General features: G+C 46.8%; 16 protein-coding genes, 1 tRNA gene and 1 rRNA gene. 1 reads left to right on the top strand and 17 read right to left on the bottom strand.

Translation table 11 applies throughout. The features are described 5' to 3' along the window. The 8 genes from G588_RS0112375 to G588_RS0112340 all read right to left on the bottom strand — a co-directional run. Positions 1 to 154 (bottom strand): 16S ribosomal RNA (locus G588_RS0112375); the annotation flags it as partial. A gap of 357 nt (positions 155 to 511) precedes the next feature. Next, positions 512 to 961 (bottom strand): CvpA family protein, encoded by a 450-nt coding sequence (locus G588_RS0112370; protein WP_022779053.1) that lies wholly within the window; start codon positions 959 to 961, stop codon positions 512 to 514. A 30-nt stretch (positions 962 to 991) separates the two neighbouring features. Beyond that, positions 992 to 2218 (bottom strand): DUF5711 family protein, encoded by a 1227-nt coding sequence (locus G588_RS0112365; protein WP_022779052.1) that lies wholly within the window; start codon positions 2216 to 2218, stop codon positions 992 to 994. An 18-nt stretch (positions 2219 to 2236) separates the two neighbouring features. Beyond that, positions 2237 to 3280: an aldose epimerase family protein gene (locus tag G588_RS0112360; protein ID WP_022779051.1), complete on the bottom strand. Its 1044-nt coding sequence runs from the start codon at positions 3278 to 3280 to the stop codon at positions 2237 to 2239. 22 nt (positions 3281 to 3302) lie between these two features. Continuing rightward, on the bottom strand, positions 3303 to 3902 hold the full coding sequence (gene recR / locus G588_RS0112355; RefSeq protein ID WP_022779050.1) for a recombination mediator RecR: 600 nt from the start codon (positions 3900 to 3902) through the stop codon (positions 3303 to 3305). Beyond that, complete coding sequence (locus G588_RS0112350; protein WP_022779049.1) at positions 3902 to 4249, bottom strand: YbaB/EbfC family nucleoid-associated protein; 348 nt, start codon at positions 4247 to 4249, stop codon at positions 3902 to 3904. The genes recR and G588_RS0112350 overlap by 1 nt, the downstream gene beginning before the upstream one ends. 17 nt (positions 4250 to 4266) lie before the next feature. Beyond that, on the bottom strand, positions 4267 to 5850 hold the full coding sequence (gene dnaX / locus G588_RS0112345) for a DNA polymerase III subunit gamma/tau (protein WP_022779048.1): 1584 nt from the start codon (positions 5848 to 5850) through the stop codon (positions 4267 to 4269). Between the two features lie 37 nt (positions 5851 to 5887). Further along, positions 5888 to 6961: a 6-phosphofructokinase gene (locus G588_RS0112340; RefSeq protein WP_022779047.1), complete on the bottom strand. Its 1074-nt coding sequence runs from the start codon at positions 6959 to 6961 to the stop codon at positions 5888 to 5890. A 130-nt stretch (positions 6962 to 7091) separates the two neighbouring features. Between G588_RS0112340 and G588_RS0112335 the strand changes: the two genes are divergently transcribed. Then, positions 7092 to 7177: transfer RNA gene (locus tag G588_RS0112335), tRNA-Ser, on the top strand. A 78-nt stretch (positions 7178 to 7255) separates the two neighbouring features. Here G588_RS0112335 and G588_RS0112330 read toward each other — a convergent pair. The 9 genes from G588_RS0112330 to G588_RS0112290 all read right to left on the bottom strand — a co-directional run bounded on the left by G588_RS0112330 (position 7256) and on the right by G588_RS0112290 (position 20688). After that, complete coding sequence (locus tag G588_RS0112330; protein ID WP_022779046.1) at positions 7256 to 8761, bottom strand: alpha-N-arabinofuranosidase; 1506 nt, start codon at positions 8759 to 8761, stop codon at positions 7256 to 7258. 143 nt (positions 8762 to 8904) lie between these two features. Beyond that, positions 8905 to 9678, bottom strand: a complete 774-nt coding sequence (locus G588_RS0112325) for a response regulator (RefSeq protein ID WP_022779045.1) — start codon at positions 9676 to 9678, stop codon at positions 8905 to 8907. 31 nt (positions 9679 to 9709) lie between these two features. Next, positions 9710 to 12655, bottom strand: a complete 2946-nt coding sequence (locus G588_RS21625; RefSeq protein ID WP_242830367.1) for an ATP-binding protein — start codon at positions 12653 to 12655, stop codon at positions 9710 to 9712. Between the two features lie 44 nt (positions 12656 to 12699). Next, positions 12700 to 13398 carry a LytR/AlgR family response regulator transcription factor gene (locus G588_RS0112315; RefSeq protein WP_022779043.1) on the bottom strand — a complete coding sequence of 233 codons (699 nt, stop codon included), beginning with the start codon at positions 13396 to 13398 and terminating at the stop codon, positions 12700 to 12702. A gap of 33 nt (positions 13399 to 13431) precedes the next feature. After that, positions 13432 to 14184 carry a DUF6033 family protein gene (locus G588_RS0112310; protein ID WP_022779042.1) on the bottom strand — a complete coding sequence of 251 codons (753 nt, stop codon included), beginning with the start codon at positions 14182 to 14184 and terminating at the stop codon, positions 13432 to 13434. Positions 14185 to 14306: 122 nt separating this feature from the next. Beyond that, positions 14307 to 17312 (bottom strand): toll/interleukin-1 receptor domain-containing protein, encoded by a 3006-nt coding sequence (locus tag G588_RS0112305; protein ID WP_022779041.1) that lies wholly within the window; start codon positions 17310 to 17312, stop codon positions 14307 to 14309. Between the two features lie 39 nt (positions 17313 to 17351). Further along, positions 17352 to 18020 carry an NUDIX hydrolase gene (locus G588_RS0112300; RefSeq protein WP_022779040.1) on the bottom strand — a complete coding sequence of 223 codons (669 nt, stop codon included), beginning with the start codon at positions 18018 to 18020 and terminating at the stop codon, positions 17352 to 17354. 122 nt (positions 18021 to 18142) lie between these two features. After that, complete coding sequence (locus G588_RS0112295; RefSeq protein WP_022779039.1) at positions 18143 to 19006, bottom strand: hypothetical protein; 864 nt, start codon at positions 19004 to 19006, stop codon at positions 18143 to 18145. Positions 19007 to 19101: 95 nt separating this feature from the next. Next, positions 19102 to 20688: an ABC transporter substrate-binding protein gene (locus G588_RS0112290; RefSeq protein WP_022779038.1), complete on the bottom strand. Its 1587-nt coding sequence runs from the start codon at positions 20686 to 20688 to the stop codon at positions 19102 to 19104.

Below are 20688 nucleotides of genomic sequence, written 5' to 3'. Positions count from 1 at the left end.
ATGAGGCAGGTTGCCCACGCGTTACTCACCCGTCCGCCACTAACTTAAAACAAGAATCCGCCGAAGCCTCATCAGCGTCTTAAGTCCGTTCGACTTGCATGTGTTAGGCACGCCGCCAGCGTTCATCCTGAGCCAGGATCGAACTCTCACGTTTAAATGTTTTGTTCAATCCGGCCAGAACTAAAAGCTTGGCCTTATGTTCTGTCCGTTATTACTTTTGGTTTGTTAATTCTGAATAATTCTCTTGGAATTTTTCAGGGTTGCATTACTGTTTATTTGTCAAGGTACTTGTCGCTGCAGCTCTCAGCCGCAACTCATTTAGAATATCACAGCTCCAAATATCTGTCAACAACTTTTTTTAAGTTTTTTGAAAGTTTTTGGAAAGCTGTTCCGGAAAGCGCCATTTTCTGCGGTTTCCGTCGCCCATTCGCAACGGGCAAAATGAAGTATAACATCTCAGTTTTATTAATGCAATAGGTTTTTTTATTGTTTATAAAAGTTTTCTTTTTCCTTATAGAAGAGATCTTATATAGTTATACAGAGCATCTGTCATCTTGAGAACCACAGGCATTATCTGCATTCCGGTGATAAAGGTGATGAGTTTGATAATGACAGCCGCCTCAACTGCGCCGAGAATTGCGCCAAGGAGTCTGTCGAATCCTCCGAGGATCGGAATATCCTTGATCTTGCGAAGGTGTTCCGTCAACGTATTCATCACTTTATATATCAGAAAAGCAACGATCAGATAACCTATCCTGGGAATGATGTTTCCCAGCTTAAGGCTCAGCGCATCTCCCACGATCTTAACTATATAGTAGATCGAGGCAAAGGCTGCCAGGACAGAAATAAGGCCTGCTGCTTCCGCAAACAGGCCATTGTTAGCTCCATATGACATTCTCCAGAGGATAAGGCACACCACCACTATGGCGATGACGATATCCGCTATTTCAAATCCGAGCACTTCGGTTCCTCCGTAACATATGGTTATTCTTTACTTAAGGTTCATAGTCTGAACATTCTGGTTGGTCACCAGTGCATACTTATTTCTCACTCCCGAGGGGATCATAAGTCTGACCGGTGTAATAAAGCTTCCTTTATATTTAACGTGCCCCGTTACATCCTGAATGATGCATTCATCATCATTGTATATAACGATCTGCTTGTCATCAAAAATGATATCCGAATAATGCATATCAAAGTAGGAAGTAAGTATCAGGTTTCCCTGTGTGTTGTAGACCTGAAGTCTGTATGCACCCTCGGCTGTATTGTTTGCAAAAACAAGGCCCACATAGGATTCGTTAAAGTATACCGATCTTACTTCTTCTCCTCCGGTAAGGCTCTCCGCCTGGCTCACAGGCTTCTGATCTCCCGAGTAGAACATGATTCTGTCATCAGAAACAGCGAAAGCGGTGCCGGCATTCATGAACTGCACATAGGGAACAATGGTTCCGGGATAATCATAACCACTGACATAATTATCAATGGAGTTCTGTCCAACGGACCCAAAGTTAAAGAAAGCAACGCTGGTCTTGAGTTCACCTTCATCAGGATACAGATAGGATACGCAGAGCAGCTCGCCATTGGGTGACAGGCTGATATCAAGGGGATATCCGCTGTCCTTCATGGTGGTCTTGAAGCTTACAAGAGTAGCTCCCTTAGGATCATATACATATATCCAGGTCACATCGGTACCGTCAAGAACTGCCGCAACAACTCCCTGTGACGATACACAGAAGTCTCTGATAGGCAGGTTGGTATCAATTTCACCCAGCGCCCCCGAGGTATTGCTGACATAGATGTTGTGACCGTTATAATCTCCCACTGCCACAACATTGTTACAGGTATGGGCTATGGGACTCTGCATCTCATAGGTCTGATTCCACAGAGCCTTGCCGGTGGAGTCAATACAGCTGATTCCATCCTTACTGTATTGAACGATATATCCGCCAAGAGCTATGATTTTGGAATCCGAGCCATTGGTCAGCTCTCCCCCTGTAGTTATAACTGCCTCGGAATATTCCTTGTCTCTCCAGCTGATATACAGGGCTGAAACCACAAACAGAACCACTGCCGCAATTGCCACGGTTCGGAAAAAGACTGTCAGTCTGTGATGCCTGATCTTTTCCTTGTAGTCCACAGTATCACGCACTGAGGCAGGTTCTTCTTTATTCTTATTTATTTTTTCTGCGTATGAGCTAAAATCTCTTACTTCAGCCAAAATATGCCTCCGAAGACCTTATGCGAACTGATAAACAGTCACTGTATCGTATTCTCTGTCAGGTCCGAAGATCGGATCCGGGAATTCAGGCTCATTAACGGCATTGGGATAGATCTGTGTCTCGAGGCAGAAACCGTCTCTTGATTTGTATACTCCGCCGCCCTTGGCATTACTGCTCTTAAGGAAGTTGCCGGCATAGAACTGGAATCCGGGAAGTGTGGTTGAACACTGCATTGTGATTCCGGTTACAGGTGATGTAACAGTTGCGAAAATTCTGCGTGTGCCGTCGAAGCCATCGATACAGAAATTGTGATCGTAGCCTCCGACAGCCTTGAGCTGAGCATCATCTGCATTTATATCACGTCCGATTGTTTTCTCCTCGATGAAATCAAAAGGAGTTCCCACAACGTTGACAATCTCGCCGGTGGGAATAGCAGCGGAATCAATTACAGGTGTGTAATAAGATGCATTGAGCTTCATCAGGTGGTCATGAATAGAGCCTGCATTGTGGCCACTGAGATTGAAGTATGCATGATTGGTCATATTGATAAGAGTTCTTGCATCGCTGGTTGCATGATAATGCAGGGAAAGTGCATTGTCATCGGTGAGAGTGTAGGTAAGTTCAAACACTCTGTTTCCGGAAAATCCAAGATCTCCGTCGTCAGATTTCAAAGTGAATTTGACGAAATTGTCGCCCTCTTCGGCATCCCATACGCGCTTGTGGAAGCCGTTGTCGTGGTCTGTGTGAAGGTTGTTGGGGCCATCGTTAACAGGGAGGCTGAACTGCTTCCCATCTATTTTGTAGGCAGCGCCTGCAATCCTGTTGGCACAAGGGCCTACTGTGGCGCCGATAAAGCTCTCATTTCCAAAGTATTCGGAAAGGTCGTCGTAGCCAAGAGCCACATCCACCTTGCTTCCGTCCTTGGCGGGTACAAAAATATTCTTGATGGTGGCACCAAAATTAAGAACTACCACCTCCATACCTGTTGCTGCGATCATATGATACGCATACACCGGTGCTCCGCTTGGTGCTTCCCCTAAAAACTCACGCTTAACTGCCATACTTCTCCTCCTTATTGTCGTCTTAAAGTTCTGTCCTGCCTTCAAGTGCACGAAGCAGTGTCACTTCGTCGATATACTCAAGGTCTCCTCCCACGGGTACTCCGCTGGCGATCCTGGTAACCTTGATTCCTGTAGGCTTAATGAGTTTGCTGATATACATAGCAGTGGTCTCGCCCTCAAGGCTTGAGTTGGTAGCGACAATAACCTCCTCAACATCCTCGTTCTGAAGCCGCTGCATCAATTCCGTCAGTCTGATATCTCCGGGGCCTATGCCCAGCATGGGCGAAATAGCTCCGTGAAGAACATGATAAACTCCCTCAAATTTACCTGTTTTCTCATAAGCTGCCAGGTCCCGTGCATTCTCCACCACCATAATGGTCTTGTGGTCTCTGTGCTCGTTGCTGCAGATAGGGCAGATGTCATCATCTGTCAGAGTGCAGCAGACCTTGCAATAGTGCACGTTCTCCCGAGCGTCAACTATGGAATCCGCCAGCTTCTTAACCCTGTCCTTGGGAAGGCCTATCAGGTAAAAAGCAAGTCTCTGGGCGGATTTGCCACCTATTCCCGGAAGAGATGCAAGTTCTTCTATCAGCCGATTAATATGTCCGCTGTAAAGATCCATCAGAAAGGAAATCCTCCGCCAAGTCCGCCGGTCATCTTGCCAAGCATAGCGCCGCTCTCTTCCTCAGCCTGTTTCATTGCCTCATTGATTGCTGCAACGATCATATCCTGAAGCATCTCAACATCATCGGGATCAACAGCATCCGGTGAAATAGTAACGCTCTTCAAAGTCTTATTACCAAAAACAACAGCCTCTACTGCACCGCCGCCTGCCTTGGCTGAGAACTCCTTGGTCTCAAGTTCCTTCTGGCTCTCCTCCATCTGGCGCTGCATTCTCTGGGCCTGCTTCATAAGATTGCTCATGTTACCGGGCATTCCGCCTCCGGGAAATCCTCCACGTTTACTCATTGTCAATTCTCCTTTTCTTATTCCTCTGTAACTATATCAAAGTTGATAGCCTGAAGATTCACGTAGTTTTCTTCGAATGTCTGATTGTCTTCTATGTATCTAACTTCAAATGTTATATGTTTTCCTATGGACTCGTCAAGCACTGTCTGCAGTTCTGTGCGGGAATCTCCCTCATTATATTTCGCAGCCAGCTGTTTGTTGTCCAGGACTATCTGCAGGGTATCGTCGTTGCCAAGGCTAAGACGTGCCTTCTGCATGTAGGTCTTCATAGGGTTATCCATTCCGGCAAGAAGTCTTGCCCAGCCGGAAACCACTTTCTGTATATCCTCGGGAACGGCTCTGTCCAGAACCTTTTTCTCTTTAACCATCTGTGGCATAGCTCCGGGCGCTCCAGTTGCGGCAGCTACTGCGACCTGTCCGCTCTGAATCCCTTTAAGGAGCTTGCCGTTCTCTTCGTCGTGCTGCTCAAGGATGCGAAGTCTGTCCTCCAGGGACTCGTCGTTTTTCACCATCTGAGGCTTGCACATCTTGATAAGAGTGATCTCTATAAGGATTCTCTTCTGAGTGGCATATCTTAGCTGCGATGACAGCTCGGAAAAGATCCTGATATATCTGATGACTGTATCCACATCCGCTTCACTGGCCTGCTGCTTGAGGTTCTTCAGGTTGTCGGTGGAGATATCCACCACATCCTCCATCTGATCGGAGGCCTGAACCAGCATCAGGTTCCTCAGATACCAGACAAAATCGTTGACGAACTGTGCCAGCTCTCGTCCCTGAATGACAATATCCGACAGCAGCGTCAAGGCTGCATTGATATCCTGTGTGTACAGCGCGGAAAAGAGTCTTCCGAACACCTCTGTGTCCACGGCTCCCAATACGTTCAGCACCTTGTCATAGGTGAGCTCCTCGCCGTAGTTGAAGGCAATACACTGATCCAAAAGACTCAGGGAATCTCTCATGGACCCGTCAGCAGTCTTGGCAATGTATCTAAGGGCTCTGTCATCAACCGTAATACCTTCTGCATCCACAACCTGTCTAAGTCTCCCCTCGATGGTGTCGATGGTGATCCTGTGAAAATCATATCTCTGACAGCGAGACAGAATGGTTATAGGAAGCTTCTGAACGTCTGTTGTAGCCAGGATGAACATGGCATAGGACGGAGGCTCCTCCAGCGTCTTCAAAAGAGCGTTAAAAGCTCCCGTTGACAGCATGTGAACCTCGTCGATGATATATACTTTCTTTTTTCCTCTTGTGGGGGAATAGGAGACCTCGTCGATGATCTCTCTGACATTTTCCACACCGTTGTTGGACGCTGCATCGATCTCGATGACGTTCATGCTGGTGCCGGCCGCGATCTCCTTGCACATATCGCATTCTCCGCAGGGACTTCCGTCCACGGGATGCTCGCAGTTAACGGCTCTAGCCAAAATCTTTGCAACAGAAGTCTTACCTGTTCCGCGGGTTCCGCAGAACAGGTAAGCATGTCCGACTCTGTCGGATTTTATCTGATTCTTAAGTGTGGTAACTATGTGATCCTGGCCCTTGACGTCCTCAAAGACCGGTGGTCTGAATTTTCTGTAAAGTGCTACATACCCCATTAAACTACCGCCTAAACAAAACTTCTTTTGATGTCACTTAATCTCCGAAGCAAACGCCAAGCATCTTGGCTTCTTTAATAATGCTTGCATCGGGAGATACATATTTCAACTTGCCTGCGATCTCTCCCAGAGGAACCTTGACGATCTCTCTGTTCTTGTAGGCAACCATAAAGCCATACTCTTTTTTGAGAATAAGCTTGCCGGCCTCAGCTCCCAGTCTTGAAGCAAATACTCTGTCGTAGGGATCGGGAGCGCCGCCCCTCTGCATGTGTCCGGGAACGGTAACACGTACTTCATGTCCGGTCTTATTCTGAATAGCCTCAGCTATCTCGTAGGATACGGATGGATACTTGTAGTTGGCCATCTTCTCCTTGTATTCCTTCTTGGAAAGCTTGGCATCCTTCTTGGAAATGGCGCCCTCAGCCACAGCTATGATGGTGAATCTGCTGCCTCTCTTATCCCTGGCCTCAATGGCCTCACAGATCCTGTCGATGTCATAAGGGATCTCGGGAATAAGGATAACGTCGGCTCCGCCTGCCATTCCGGCATTGAGAGTAAGCCATCCTACCTTGTGTCCCATAACCTCGATTATGAATACACGTCCGTGAGAGTCAGCTGTTGTGTGGATATTATCTATAACCTGAGTCGCTACGTCAACAGCACTCTGGAAACCAAAGGTCATATCGGTGCCCCACAGGTCATTATCAATAGTCTTGGGAAGAGAAACTACATTGAGTCCCTCCTCGCTCAAAAGGTTCGCAGTCTTCTGAGATCCGTTGCCTCCCAGAACCACAAGGCAGTCCAGCTGCAGCTTGTAATAGTTCTGCTTCATGGCCTCAACCTTGTCGAGACCGTTCTCATCGGGTTCCCTGATGGTCTTGAAGGGGGTTCTGGAGCTGCCCAGAATAGTTCCGCCCTTGGTCAGGATTCCGGAGAAATCCTTGGAGGTGAGCATACGGAAATCGCTGTAGATAAGTCCTCTGTAGCCGTTCAAAAAGCCATAGAACTCAACCTGCTCGCCACTGTGCGCAATACACTTAACAACGCCGCGCATTGCCGCATTCAAAGCCTGACAGTCGCCACCACTAGTCAACATACCAATTCTCATCATCGTAAAAAGGCCTCCTTTGAATTGCTATCGTTAAACGCACACTACTATAAATTATACAAAATAAACCACCAAATGCCAAGCAATCCGGTTGACTCGGAACCATTAAAAAAGTATAATAAATAAGCTGTTTGGAGACGTATCAAAGTGGTCGTAATGAGGCGCACTCGAAATGCGTTTGTCCTCCGGGGCACGCGGGTTCGAATCCCGCCGTCTCCGCTAAAAAAGCTTCGCTGATGAAATCATCGGCGAAGCTTTTTTGTTTCTGTTTTCGATTATGTTTTACCAATAAACTGATCAGATCTCAATCTCAAGATGAAGCACGCTGCTGGCAGGAATTGTAAGAACTGCCTCTGACTTACCTGTAGCCTTGATGTCATCGAAGGCCTTAACTGTAACCTTCTCAGGATCCTCAAAGGTGTTGTGAAGGTGAATCTCTCCGCCAACGATCTCTCCCTTGATGCTCTTAATCTCTGTATCTGTAAGGCTAAGTCCGATCTCATAGCTCTCCGAGGCTGAGAGGTTGGTCACTGTTGCGTGAACCTTGCCGTCCTTGCCAAGGGATACTGACTCTGTAAGGTTGGGAACCTTGTATTCGTCCACAAGACCGATCTCCTTGGTCTCGATGAAGCTCTCAAGAAGCTCTGCATCCTGGTGGTGCTTGTACATATTGAATACGTGGTAGGTAGGTGTCTTAACCATTTTGTCCTTGTCTGTAAGGATAACGGACTGAAGAACGTTGATCATCTGTGCGATGTTGGCCATGATGACTCTGTCGCAGTGCTTGTTGAATACGTTGAGGTTGATACCTGCAACCAGCGCATCCCTTACAGTGTTCTGCTGATAGAGGAAGCCGGGGTTGGTTCCGGGCTCTACATCGTACCAGGTTCCCCACTCATCAACGATGATGCCCACCTTCTTCTCCTTGTCATATCTGTCCATAACAGCCTGATGGTTCTTGATAAGGGTCTCCATGAAAAGAGTCTTGCTGAGGGTCTGATACCATTCCTTCTCATCGAAGTCTGTGGCACTACCCTTGTGCTCCCAGTTCTGAGGAACTGTATAGTAATGAAGAGAGATTCCGTCCATGAAGCCATGTACGTTGGCAGGAGCCTTGAAGCAGGTGCTCATAACGCCCTCTGTCCAGCTGTAGTCATCGGCGTTGGCGCCGCAGGCAACCTTATTGATGTGCTTGCCGGGACGATAATCTCTTACATAGGTCTGGTATCTTCTGTACAGGCCTGCATAGTACTCCGGAGGCATATTTCCGCCGCAACCCCAGTTCTCATTGCCTACGCCGAAGAAGTCAACATCCCAGGCTTCTTCTCTTCCGTGGCTCTTACGAAGATCTGCCATGGGTGATACTCCCTCGAAGGTCATATACTCAACCCACTCCTGCATCTCCTGAACAGTACCGCTTCCCACATTGCCGTTAACGTAGGTCTTGCAGCCCAGCTGTTTGCAGAGCTCGAAGAACTCATGGGTTCCGAAGCTGTTGTCCTCAACTACTCCGCCCCAATGGGTATTGATCATCTTCTTACGGCCTTCCTTGGGACCGATGCCGTCCTTCCAGTGATACTCGTCGGCAAAGCATCCGCCGGGCCAGCGAAGAACGGGAACCTTAATCTCCTTAAGGGCTTCCAGAACGTCGCTTCTCATTCCGTTTTCATTTTTGATATCTGAATTTTCTCCGACAAAGAGTCCCTCATAGATACCTCTTCCGAGGTGCTCGGAGAAATGTCCCTGAAGTTCGGGATTAATATGACCTTTTTTGTTTGAAGGATTGATGCAAAGCTTAAACATGGCGTCTCCTTTTCGGTATTGTAGTATTCGTTATTTTAATAAAAAGTAGAGTATTTTAGTTTTTTCAAAATGCTCCATTGAATTCAGAATACTACAAAACCCGTTAAACATCAACACAAAAGGCCGACTTCCACTTCTCATTTTTAGAACTGAGAACAGTTATCGATTTTCTGTTTTTCAAAAAATTCATCTATATTAGCAAGGAGCTCTGCCGGAGGCATTGTCTTGAGCAGATATTTCTCCGGTTTGAGCTTGAGAACCTGCATAACACTGTCCTTATCGCTCTTGACCGTAAGGAACATGACAGGAATGCTTGCAGTCGATGATTCACTTCTAAGCATCTCCAGAACCTTGGGTCCGGTGGTTATGGGCATCTCATAGTCAAGAAGTATGAGGTCCACCTTGTTCTTGGCAAGAAAAGTAATAGCTGCCATGCCGGAGTTGACCATGAACACCTGATAGCTCTCAGAAAGCCAGGACTTGATGGTTCTTAGCATAGTTCCGTCATCATCCACCACCAGAATGCGCTTTTTCTGGAGCCTTTCGTCCTCCCTGGCCACAACCTCCATCATCTTCCTTCCAAGTTCCTTGACGTTGACGGGTCTTTCAAACACCGCAGCCACACGCTCTTTGGGGATGTTGTTAAAAACCTTGGTGATGTCATCATGGGATCCGATAATGCTGACGGATACATCCTCCTCCATTACCTTATCCTTGATATAAACGAAGATGTCCTTCATTTCCTCCGGATCATCCACATAGAAAAGAAAGACCGGCGGCCTGTTCTCGATTCTGTCTATAGCAGTTACATCAGGCTCAGTCTGAACCACCTCAAAGCCGCTGCCCCGAAGTTCTTTGGCAATTGAGGTAACCATAAAGCTCTTTGCACTTCCGATCAGTAAAATTCTGGTCTCCATAGGCCGTTTCCTTTCTATCTCTATAATAATATTACAATATTTCGAGTAGCGCGTCACGGTCTACCGCTGATATTAATTCTTTTACTCTTCCGTATTTCTCCTTATATTCCTGAGGGATGCTATACTGCGACAACATCTCCATGATAGAATCCGCAGTATCAAAGTCATAGGCATCGATAAGCTCCTTCATATCACCAAAGGCGCTAATAAGCTCCTCCACCGGTATCTCGGGAAGATCCTCATCCTGCCCGCCACCTGCTGCCGCCAGCTTATCCTTATAACTCCTGTAGAGGTCAAGTAGCTGCGGTGTTCTCTCCTGTATTGCCACATCATCCTCATTGTTTCCGCATTCTTCAAGGCTTGCCGCCATCTCAGACAGCTCCAGCGCTCCGATGAGCCTTGCAGAGCTCTTAAGAGCGTGTACAAAAACAGTGTAATTCCTGAAGTCCTTCTCTCTGGCATAGCCTTCTATGGCATCTGCCTTGGAGTCAATAGAGATAAGGAATTGCTGAACTACATTTTCAAGAATTGCAGAGTTTCCGGAATTTTTAAGTGCCTCCTGAAGATCTATCCCCTGAAGCTGTGTTAGTAATGAGTTCTCAGCTCTCTCTTCATCTGCACTTTCGCCTGCCTGCAGCTTATCATCCGGCAAAAAATGCATAAGCATCTTCTCCAGATCCTTGCCGTTAACGGGCTTGGCCAGATAATCATCAAATCCCGCAGCGATGTACTCCTGCCTTGCGCCGGAGAGTGCATTGGCGGTCAGCGCTATACATGGCACGCCTTCGCTCATATTGTCCTTAAGTTCCTTCATTGCAGCCAGGGTCTCGAGTCCATCCATCTCAGGCATTCTGTGATCGATAAAAATAGCGTCGTAGCGTTTTTTTACCACCTTCTCAAGAGCCTCTTTTCCGCTCTCGGCAGTGTCTACAATTACCCTCGTCCTCTTAAGAAGTCCCTTAATGACCGTCAGATTCATGACTGTATCATCAACCACAAGGATCTCCGCATCCGGAGCAGTGAAGCTCTCGTGGTACTTCTCTGTGCTCTGGAGATATTCCTTGTAACGCTTCTTGAAATCTCCGATGGGTTCCCAGGAAACCACCTGCTGCCTGATCTCGAAGGAGAAGTCGGAGCCCTCTCCGTATACGCTCTTCACCTCAAGCTTTGTATCCATAAGGGCCAGGAGCTTCTTGACGATGCTCATGCCAAGGCCGGTTCCTTCAATGGTGCGGTTCCTGATCTCTTCGATTCTCTCAAAGGGTGAAAAGAGCTTGTCCAGGTCCTCTTCCTTAATTCCGATTCCGGTATCCACCACTTGGAATCTTAGCATTATGTTCTTGTTATCAGCTTTTCTGTAGCCGATGTTCAGGGTCACAGTGCCTTTTTCCGTATATTTCACAGCATTGGTGAGGATATTGGTGACGCACTGCTTAATCCTTATCTCATCGCCTATGAGCTGTACCGGCAGCGTCTCATCAACATTTATCTCCAGCTCAAGTCCCTTGTCGGATATCTTGGCGGCAACGAGGTTAACAAGATCGTTTATGGTAGAACCAATGTGGTACTGAACCGGCAGTATATCCATCTTACCGGCTTCAATCTTGGAGAAATCCAGAATGTCGTTGACTATGCCAAGCAGGGAATTACCGGCGCTCTTGACATTAGCCGCATACTCAAGGATCTGCTCATCCTCGCACTCCCTGAGGATCATTTCATTCATGCCAAGAACTGCATTAATAGGCGTTCTGATCTCATGGGACATGTTGGACAAAAATGAGGATTTGGCTTCGCTGGACCTCTGGGCTATTTCCAGCTCTTTTTCCACCTCCTGCTTCTCGTGGATTCTTCCGATATAGTCCTCCACGGCATGTACTGTGGCCTTCATCGAATCATTGAGAATCTGGATCTCATCTCTGGTCTTAACATTGATTGAGTCTACCTTACGCCCAACATCAAGCTTTCTCTCGTCATCGGCATTGGCATACTCGTACATGAAGTCGCTCATTACCCCCAAGGGTCCTCCAATGGTGACCTTGGTGTAGTAGTTGGCAAAGGCAGCCATGGGTACACCGACACACAGCATCAAAAGAATCATTTTGATGTCAAATCGCACTGCGGACTCGTTAAATTTGTAATCGATATCATTTAGTCTCTCCAGGAACTGCTGACCGGCGGCTTCACCATTGGTCTCCTCTGCATTCTGTGAATCGTTCACAGGCTCAATCTGCTGTTCCTGAGCCGGTGCCCCATTCATGGCTTCATCCATTCGCCCCACCATCATCTGGCGAAGATCAGGGAACAAAACCATGGTAAAAACGCTTACTGATATGCCCAGCGCCAACTCCAGTGCAAAAATGATAGCTGTTATCTTGGCGCTTACTCTGGTCTTTCTAAGGCGCCTTTGAACCTCGGTATTTTTCCTGAATCCCGCCGTATATCCGATCCCAATGGGGAAGGGCAGCTTACAGATATCCGGGGCCTTGTTAAAAAACAGATATATGGCAAAGGCAATACCAAAAACCGTGATAACGTCCCTGCCCAGATAGTTTAACAGTTTAATCAGGGATTCCAGATTGTATTCACTTGAAGGGATAATCGTAAGACATGCCAGCTCTGCAATACCGGTCACAACAAGTGTCACCAGCGCAGCAAGAAAGGTCTTTTTCTTGGTTGTAAAGAAGTAATACTGGGAAAATAAAGAGAAGCTGACAGCAGCCACAAGATTAATAGCCATATTATAGGAAGCGTGCATATCAAAGATAATGGTCAGAATAAATGAAAGTGAAAAACTGACCATGGTAAACAGATAACCGTATAATGCCCCAAGAAGAAGGAACGGCCCTATAACGAACGACACTATCACGGTACCACCGGAAGAAATATTCAAGGTCTTGGCATTTAGAGCCGCATATATCGCAATAGCAGTAAGAAGTATCCACATTCCGATACCAATGCACCATATAAACCTTTTCAAACCTTGTTTCAAGTTAACAGTATTGTCCATAAGCCATCCTTTCATCAGAACGAATAGTTAAGGATCATCTCACTAAGCGTTCTGTAGGTTCCCCTGGGCACTGAAAACTCTTTTCCATCCTCCATAACAAGCGTGTCTTTGGATATTCTCAAAACCTTCTTGAGGTTGATAATGCTCTTTATTCCAAGGCTGTAGAAATAGGGTTCATAGAGCTCCTCTGATATTTCCTTAAGAGTGCTCCTTACAAGATAGCTCTCGTTCTCGGCAACAATCCTCTTGTAATGGTCCTCGGATTCCACGTACAGGATATCCCCTACAGCAACCCTGCTGACAGCGCCGCCGTCCTTAACCGTAAGAAACCTGGTCTCCTCGCTGTGGCAGACTCTGTCCATGGCTTCATAGAAATCATCCTGTAAAATGGGCTTTTCCAGATAATGAACGGCCTGGATCCTGAAGGCCTCTTTGTAAAAAGCATTGGAGGAAGTCATAAAAATAATATTGGCATCCTCATCCTTATCTCTTATGGCCTGTGCTATCTCTATGCCATTCATCCTGTCTATATAAATATCAAGCAGATATATGTCGTAGCTGTCCTTCTCCATTGCTCCCAAAAGCTCTATAGACGACGTGAACACATCCACGTCAAATATCAGCAGTGGATGTGTTCTTCTATAATTGTTAAGCAACTGTGTTGCCTCTCTGATACAGTTTTCTTCGTCATCGCAAATCGCTACTCTATACATGTTTCCCCCGGCCTTCGCCCCAACTTATGTATATCAGCCTTTATAGTCAATGGACTGCCCCACCATCTTCTCTGCAGGGGTCTGAACGCTGTCAGCCCGCAGACTAAAGTTGTAATCATCTATCTTTTTGATAAGTTCCTCCACCGAATCCGCCATGAGGATGACATAATCCTCCTCGTCCTCGGGGATGTCCCCCTTATCGGCGATCTTCTTCTGAAGGTTCTCTTTGATTTTTTCTTTCTGCTCCTTCTTAAGCTCGGCTTTCTCTGCCTTCTTTTTCTCAGCTCTCTTCTCCTTTAGCTTATCCGCCATATCCTTGGAAGATTTCTGCATTACGGCAAAGAAGGAAGCGGTTCCGTTGTCATTAACCTGCATTCCGATGGTCTTGACGCCGGATTTGGTTGCCATGACATTCTGAAGCTGCGGCATCTGGGACTGGGCTCTGGAAATAAGCCCCTCGTACTTGGCCCTGTAATCCGCATCAGTAGCCATGCGCTCTATCTTCTCTTCGTCGATAAGAACCACCATTCTGTTGGCGTTTCCAAAGGAGCTGGCATTCTGCTTGGCATATTCCTTCATGTCCTTGCTGACAAGAACAAAATCCATTCCGGAATATTTTTTCTTAAGCTCTTCGTAGTACTTGGCGCCTTCCTCGGATAGCTGTACCTTGCCCAGTGTCTTGCCGTAATTGCCGGTCTGGGTGGTCTTCTGCGTATCCTTTGTGCCTGTACTCTTACCGGTCTCGTATGCGCCGGCGGCAGCAGTGATCTCGGAAATATTACTCATGGTTCCCTCCATTTCCCGGGTGTTTCCCGTATACGCATCCTTGCATGTATGGAAAGACATAACGTTCTTTCTTACTATTATATCGGAAACTTTAGTAATTTTCTCAATCACTTTATAATCTTTTAAGACAATTTGTATTTAAGTCTCTGCTCGGGAGTAAGCTTCGCATCGCCGTACTTCTCTTTGGCATCTTTGATCAGATCCTCGAGACTCTTGACATGGAATTTGTATATGGTCTTACCATTCATGCCAATGACGATATCTTCCTTGGTAAAATATAGTCCACCGTACTCTATTCTGCTGAGGATACCATAGGTGTCGGTATCAATGATAATCAGCTCCTTCTCATTGCAGAAGATGAACTGATTCTTCTCGGGAATCTCTTTTGTGTAAAAAGCCATATCCAACTGATCATCGGATATATATACATATTCATCTGTCTCAAGATCATAGATTCTGAAATAATAATCAGACCCCTGCAGGTATAACTTGCTTCCGTCCTCGGAGAACTCAAGATTCTTCTTGGTTCCGCCAAAGAAGCTTATCTCATCGGAGATTTCCAGTGTAGCTGTGTCCGCAACCCTGGCAAATCCATCGCCGCACTCCAGTACAACCTTGGAGAAATCCTCGGTAAAAGAGGCACTCAGCACTGTATAGTCCTCGAACAGCTGCGTAAACTCCTTCTTAACAAAATCGCATTTATACAACCGTCCATAGAAATCCCAATAATATACAGTGTCACCCTTTTCGTTCAAAACGCCGTCATTCCAGTATCCGCGTTCAAAATCATCCGAAAACCTGCCTTCATACAAAAGCTTCTTTTCCGAAATATCATATGCCTTGTACTCCTTGCCATCTACAGAAAGAGCAACATTACGATCGCCGGAAAGAACCCAATCCATAATCTCTGCTGTATCAGGAATCGTCTCTATATCGCCGGTATCGATATGGCATAAGGTAAGGTCAGTATCATAGCTCATCACTACCAGTGTGTTTTCATCATGATATTTGATATCATCTGAAGTAATACCACTGAAAGAAAAGTCAGCGATCTCCTTGTCGGTAGCTGCATCGACCACATGTATCTCATAGGGAGAATCAGAGCCGGACTTTTTGGTTGTATAGAAAAAGTTGGTCTCCTCAGGGCTTGTGGCCATTGCATATATGGTTGTAGGGCTGTCGATCACTACCTCCTTGGTATCGTCTTCCATATAGCTCATAACAACGATATCCGGAGACTGATGCATGGACGTAATCAAATACGGTCCTGTCTTGTACTCTGTAAGGTTCTCTCCCACCTCAATGCCATAGTCCGCATAATTGTAACCACTGCTGCCATCCATAACGGAAATATGGCCATCACTAGTTCCTACATTAAAGACCTCACCGTCAGGGTTTAAGTAAAATCCGATAATATCATTCTCCATAGGAATAGTAATATTGATCTCTCCTGTGTACAGATCAAGGTTATACATATTTCTACCGGATGAAACCAGAACTTCGCCCTTCTTGCCTTCAGTTGTATCAATAATCCTGGACTTAACATATGTATAGCTGTTATCAGGCCCGATATGAGATCTGGTAACGTCAGTACTCCACAGCTCCTTGCCGGTCTTGTAGTCAAACTTCTGTACAACATTTGTATGGTCTCCTGAAGCAAGAAGCGAATTCAGCTCAGTGGAGCATACCAGCAGAGTATCATCCGGAGCAAAAAACATATCAAGCACAGTGTCCATGGGCAGGTTAAGGTCCACACGTTTGCCTGTGGCTATCTCGTACACAATAACATTGGTGGTGTCTTCATCCGCCATTTTGAATGAAGTGTCAGGAAGGGCGTAATCAGCCTGAATTCCAACATACCTGTCATCAGGGCTGAAGATCATATCTGAACAATACAGAAGATCCTCGTCAGCAAAGGTTTTTACAAGTTCACCGGTTCTTGCATCATACACAGCAGCACTTTCTCTGAAGTTAAGTGCAACATAATTGCCGCCCTTGCTGTATTTGGCAAAAAGCACATAGTCATCGGTAAAACGATTCTCATAGAGAACATTTCCTGCTTCGTCGTATCCTGTCATGAAATGCTCTGTAACGGCGCAAACCGCATCGCTGTTAATTGCAAGGCCTGATACCTTATCGCGCTGGCCCTCATAGTAAATGGAGTTCTTCTTGAACAAAAGATCTCCGGTGTCCACATTCCAGTAATAAACTTCATCAAGCTGATCGGAAGAAACGACTCTGGTATTATCCGAATTAACGGCAAAATCACTAACCGAGATATCATGGGACAGAATCTTGTCTTTCTTCATAGTGCTGCCTACGCTGTAGGATCCAAGGGCATCCGCCAGAGCATCCATGGCATCAGGCACAAATGGTCTGTCGCCTCCCTCTCCGGGAAGGGCCTCAAGGGCTATCAGCGTTGCTGCCTTGCGGTCGCCGGTCTCCAATACCTGCTTGGAAGTAGCTGCAAGAATCTTGGATTCGTTGGTGAGCTTCTGCTGATAGTTCTCATTAATTCTTGCCAGGTTGTAGGCATTATATACGCCAAAAAGGACTCCGAGAGCAGCCACGCCCGCAGTGACCGCAAGATATCTTCTCATAATGCGCTCTCTGTGGCGCTGCCTTAAGTTGTCATAATCACAGTACAAGATGGAAGCGGCAAGTCTTAGGGACTCACTCTTGATCTTCTTTTTGATCTCCTTCTTACTATCGCCTCTCACATCGGCAGCCAGAGGCTCTCTGGGATTGCCGTAGTCATCCGTAAGAAGCTGCTGGGGAAAAGAATCCTCCGGCTCTCCGTCCACAAGAACTGCAAGGATATTCTGCTTGCCATGCATGGCAATGAAGGTATCAATCTCCTTCATTACCCACTCAGACTCCTTGGTCTGTGGTGAACAGATAACAACAAGGAACTCTGACTGCTCAAGAGCAGACTCAATGTTGTCGCTAAGGCTGGCTCCGATAGGGAGCTCTTCCTGATCTCTGAAAACTCTTTCTATACCCTTTCTTCCTATCTCCTTGCGGATCCTTAAGGGAATTTTGGTTGTCTCAAGTGCCTTGTGGATTCCCTTTGCCACAAACATATCCTTTTCCAGATGTCTGTAGCTTATAAATGCATCGTACTTCACTTCCTAATTACTCCAATCTTGTAACGCTATATCCCAAAATCACAACTCTTTCCACATATCAGTGGCAAAATACATAAGCGCAGCCCAGGTGTAAACCGAATAGAAATGTCCCCTGTCATCCAGTCCACTCTTTAATATTCTCTTGGCATCCTCCCTTGTAAGAAGGGCAAAGCCGTCAAAACACTCCTGCCCAAGAGCTCCGGACTGATCCAGCTTATCCGTGGTATCCTGCCTCAGCACTATGCACACAAGGCCGTTACTCTCATCCGTCATACCGGGAGTACTAAAGAGCAGCGGGTTGATGGTATAGATGCTGTCCGTCTCAGGGTTAAAAACAATTCCGGTCTCCTCCTGCAATTCTCTGATAGCAGCGGTGTGTACCGGATTCTCGCAGTCTGAATCCTCCGGGTCAAGGAGTCCTGCGGGAACTCCCAGAAGAAATCTTCCCACTGGATATCTGAACTCATAGGATAAAAGAAGCCTCGGCTCCTGGCCCTTGTTTTCTATAATAACGGCGCAGCTCACCGCATCCGGAAGCATGGCCTTAAACTCAGACTCAGGCATTGGAGCCACAAGGTGCTCCTTATCTCTTCTGGTGGCATCGAAGTAGTGCTTACCCTCTGCGTACTGCAGATCGAACATTCTGATGAACTTCTTATCTATAACTGTCTGAACGCATTCCTTGGTGATATTCGGCTCTTTGCTCATAGTGCCCTCCACTGTATTTCAAACAATAGTATCCTATTTTTTCCCTAGAGATATTAACACGAAAACCCCCATAGTTCAATTGAACCATGGGGGCTTGTGATCATAAAATATATAAAATCAAATTACTTAACAGTTACAGATGTGATGTGTGGGTTAGCGCCCTCATACCAGTACAGGAAACCTTCCATATCTACAGTCTGACCAACCTCAAGTGCCTGAACAGCCTTGTATACATCGCTGTCCTTGTCGCAGAGGTAAGACTCTACTGTGAAGTTGTAGGTCTGTCCGTTAACGGAAACGTTGAAATAAAGGTCATCGCCCTCAGAGCCTGAGCCGTCCCACTTGTAAAGGAAAGCTACTTCGTTGCCGTCAGCATCTGTTGAAGGCTCAACTGTCATTCCCTTGAATGCTGCGAAAATGTTCTGTTTCTTAACAAGATCATCGGTTCCGAGAAGCTCTGTTACATCCTCAGGTGTTGCTACGAAGGTGTCACCCTCTTCGATCTCGAAAGTAGAATCTACGATCTCAACTTCTCCTGACCACTCTGACTTGTAACCTGTAACCTTGATCTTGGTTCCGGGAACAAGCTTGTTGTAATCCTCTTCTGAGCAGGGCATCTCGTAAATGAAATAAGCTCCGTCAGCATCCTGTGTGTAGATGGTTGCCTTATCCTCCCACCAGGACTGCTTAGCCTGTACGTAGGTCTCAACAACTACCTCTGAATCAAGCTCAGCTGCTGCATACTCCTCGTATGTCATAACGCCTTCGCCCTTGGCTGCTGTTTCTGTTACAGCTTCCTCTACTACCTCTTCTGCTGTGCTTGCAGCTTCCTCTGCAGCCTCTGCTACTACGCTAGCTGCCTCCTGTGCTGCCTCTGGTACTGCGCTTGCTGCCTCTCCTGCTGTGTTGGTGGCTGTCTTTTTGCCGCAACCTGCTGCAGAAAGTGCAAGAACTGCTGTAAGTGCTACTGCCAGTGTCTTTTTCATAATATTCCTCCTATTATGTGTTTTCCGAGGTCTTCGCACGGTTAGTCCCGGGTCAAAGCCTCATTATCAACTACAAACAATTGAATTATACAAGCCTAGCGGTTACGATGCAATATCAATTCTTTAGCCCAGTAAAGTCCTATAAGTATCCAGACCACTACAAGTCCCGTTATAAGTAGCCTTGACGCCGTGGGAAGCTCTCCCAGCTCGGCCTTGCCTCCTGCCTGGACCTTGCTCTGATCCAGGTGATACAAAGCCTCGGTCTCCTTGTAGAGAGATTCAAAATAGGCATCGTCCACGGTCTTTTTTCTGCGGACAGATTTGGTCACGTTCTCAATCAGCTGCCCCGCGGCATCTCTTACTGAGGCAGAGCCGTTGAAAACCGGGGTGATGAAGGTCTTGTCGGCATTCTCCATAAGGAGTCTCGCCGCTTTTATCTTAACATCGTAGTGGGTGGTGTTATCGGTGCCGGCAAGTTCAAGGTATTCCTGATACTCAGGACTTAGCTGAGCCTTGCTGGTGACAGGAACGTAACCTTCCGTCTCCGAATACGCTATCTGCACCTCGTTGGTGAGAAGATACTGGGTAAAGAGCCAGGAAGCCAGCACCTCCTGTGAATCAGCTTTGTTAAAAATACATACCGAAGGCCCCTGGGACATCATATAGGGCTTCGAAGTATCGAACTGAGGCAGCATCATAACCTCTGTCTCAAAGTCCACAATCTTGTCCTTGGCGATATCCACCAGCGGAGCATCACTTCCCATCCAGGTTGCTCCCGCAGTTGAGTCAATTGCGAAGATGCACTGGCCCGCATTCAGGAAATTGGCGGGATAGCCCGAGATCTTGAAGGTGGAGAAAGCGCCTGTCCCTGTGTGCTCTGCGACAGTCTTAAGTATCTCCTTGGTATCGTCGTTAAAAAGCTGAATGCTGCCGTCATAATCGGTGTAAGGCGCACCCTTTTGCTTCAGCATCGTTATCATCATGTTGTCAGTGGACTTGTAGATGAAGGGAATCATGACGTTCTGGCCGTTAACCTTGTAGGTTCCGTCAGTATCAGTCTCCATGGCCTTCTCCGACACTTCCCAGATAAAGTCCCAGGTCAGAGTCCGGGGCAGTGTATATCCAAGCTTCTCAACATAAGTTTTGTTGACATAGCAGGCCTCTGTGGATCTCATGTAAGGAAGACAGTAACAGGTACCGTCAATCCTGCATTCCTGCAAAAACTCAGGGATTATCTCATCCACTGTGGGAGATTCAAACTTGAGGTTCTTCCCTCCAAGCCCGTAGTTCTCATCAGTCATCAGCTCATCCAGCGGCACCACTGTGTTGCTTCCTGTCAGGTAAGTTGCGATGTGGTCGGGATAGGTTATGCAGACATTGGGCGTCGTATCGGTGGAGATGTTGGTGATAACATCGTTATAGATCTTGCCGTAATCCGTGTAGAGCCTCATGTTCACTGTAATATTGGGATAGAGCTCTTCAAAATCCTCTATAGCCTTGCTGTAGATCTTGGTCTGGGTTACGTTGGTATCATTTTTGGCCCAGAAGGTGATCTCTATATTCCTGCTCTCATCAAAGCCATCCGGCACGGAAAAAGACCTTGATGCCACAGCGCCGTGACAGGCTGTCAGCGCAAATACGCCGATAAAAGCAGATAAAGTTGTGATAAGCATTCGTTTCAT

It is taken from the genome of Butyrivibrio sp. AE3009 (assembly GCF_000420845.1).
GTDB lineage: Bacteria > Bacillota > Clostridia > Lachnospirales > Lachnospiraceae > Butyrivibrio.
This window is presented reverse-complemented; position numbering and strand designations above follow the sequence as displayed.

What these genes read in the sequence shown, in the direction of transcription:
- G588_RS0112360 (WP_022779051.1), bottom strand. Translation starts at nt 3,280, where the DNA reads ATGGCAGTTAAGCGTGAGTTTTTAGGGGAAGCACCAAGCGGAGCACCG.
- recR (WP_022779050.1), bottom strand. Translation starts at nt 3,902, where the DNA reads ATGGATCTTTACAGCGGACATATTAATCGGCTGATAGAAGAACTTGCA.
- G588_RS0112350 (WP_022779049.1), bottom strand. Translation starts at nt 4,249, where the DNA reads ATGAGTAAACGTGGAGGATTTCCCGGAGGCGGAATGCCCGGTAACATG.
- dnaX (WP_022779048.1), bottom strand. Translation starts at nt 5,850, where the DNA reads ATGGGGTATGTAGCACTTTACAGAAAATTCAGACCACCGGTCTTTGAG.
- G588_RS0112340 (WP_022779047.1), bottom strand. Translation starts at nt 6,961, where the DNA reads ATGATGAGAATTGGTATGTTGACTAGTGGTGGCGACTGTCAGGCTTTG.
- G588_RS0112330 (WP_022779046.1), bottom strand. Translation starts at nt 8,761, where the DNA reads ATGTTTAAGCTTTGCATCAATCCTTCAAACAAAAAAGGTCATATTAAT.
- G588_RS0112325 (WP_022779045.1), bottom strand. Translation starts at nt 9,678, where the DNA reads ATGGAGACCAGAATTTTACTGATCGGAAGTGCAAAGAGCTTTATGGTT.
- G588_RS0112315 (WP_022779043.1), bottom strand. Translation starts at nt 13,398, where the DNA reads ATGTATAGAGTAGCGATTTGCGATGACGAAGAAAACTGTATCAGAGAG.
- G588_RS0112310 (WP_022779042.1), bottom strand. Translation starts at nt 14,184, where the DNA reads ATGAGTAATATTTCCGAGATCACTGCTGCCGCCGGCGCATACGAGACC.
- G588_RS0112300 (WP_022779040.1), bottom strand. Translation starts at nt 18,020, where the DNA reads ATGAGCAAAGAGCCGAATATCACCAAGGAATGCGTTCAGACAGTTATA.
- G588_RS0112295 (WP_022779039.1), bottom strand. Translation starts at nt 19,006, where the DNA reads ATGAAAAAGACACTGGCAGTAGCACTTACAGCAGTTCTTGCACTTTCT.
- G588_RS0112290 (WP_022779038.1), bottom strand. Translation starts at nt 20,688, where the DNA reads ATGAAACGAATGCTTATCACAACTTTATCTGCTTTTATCGGCGTATTT.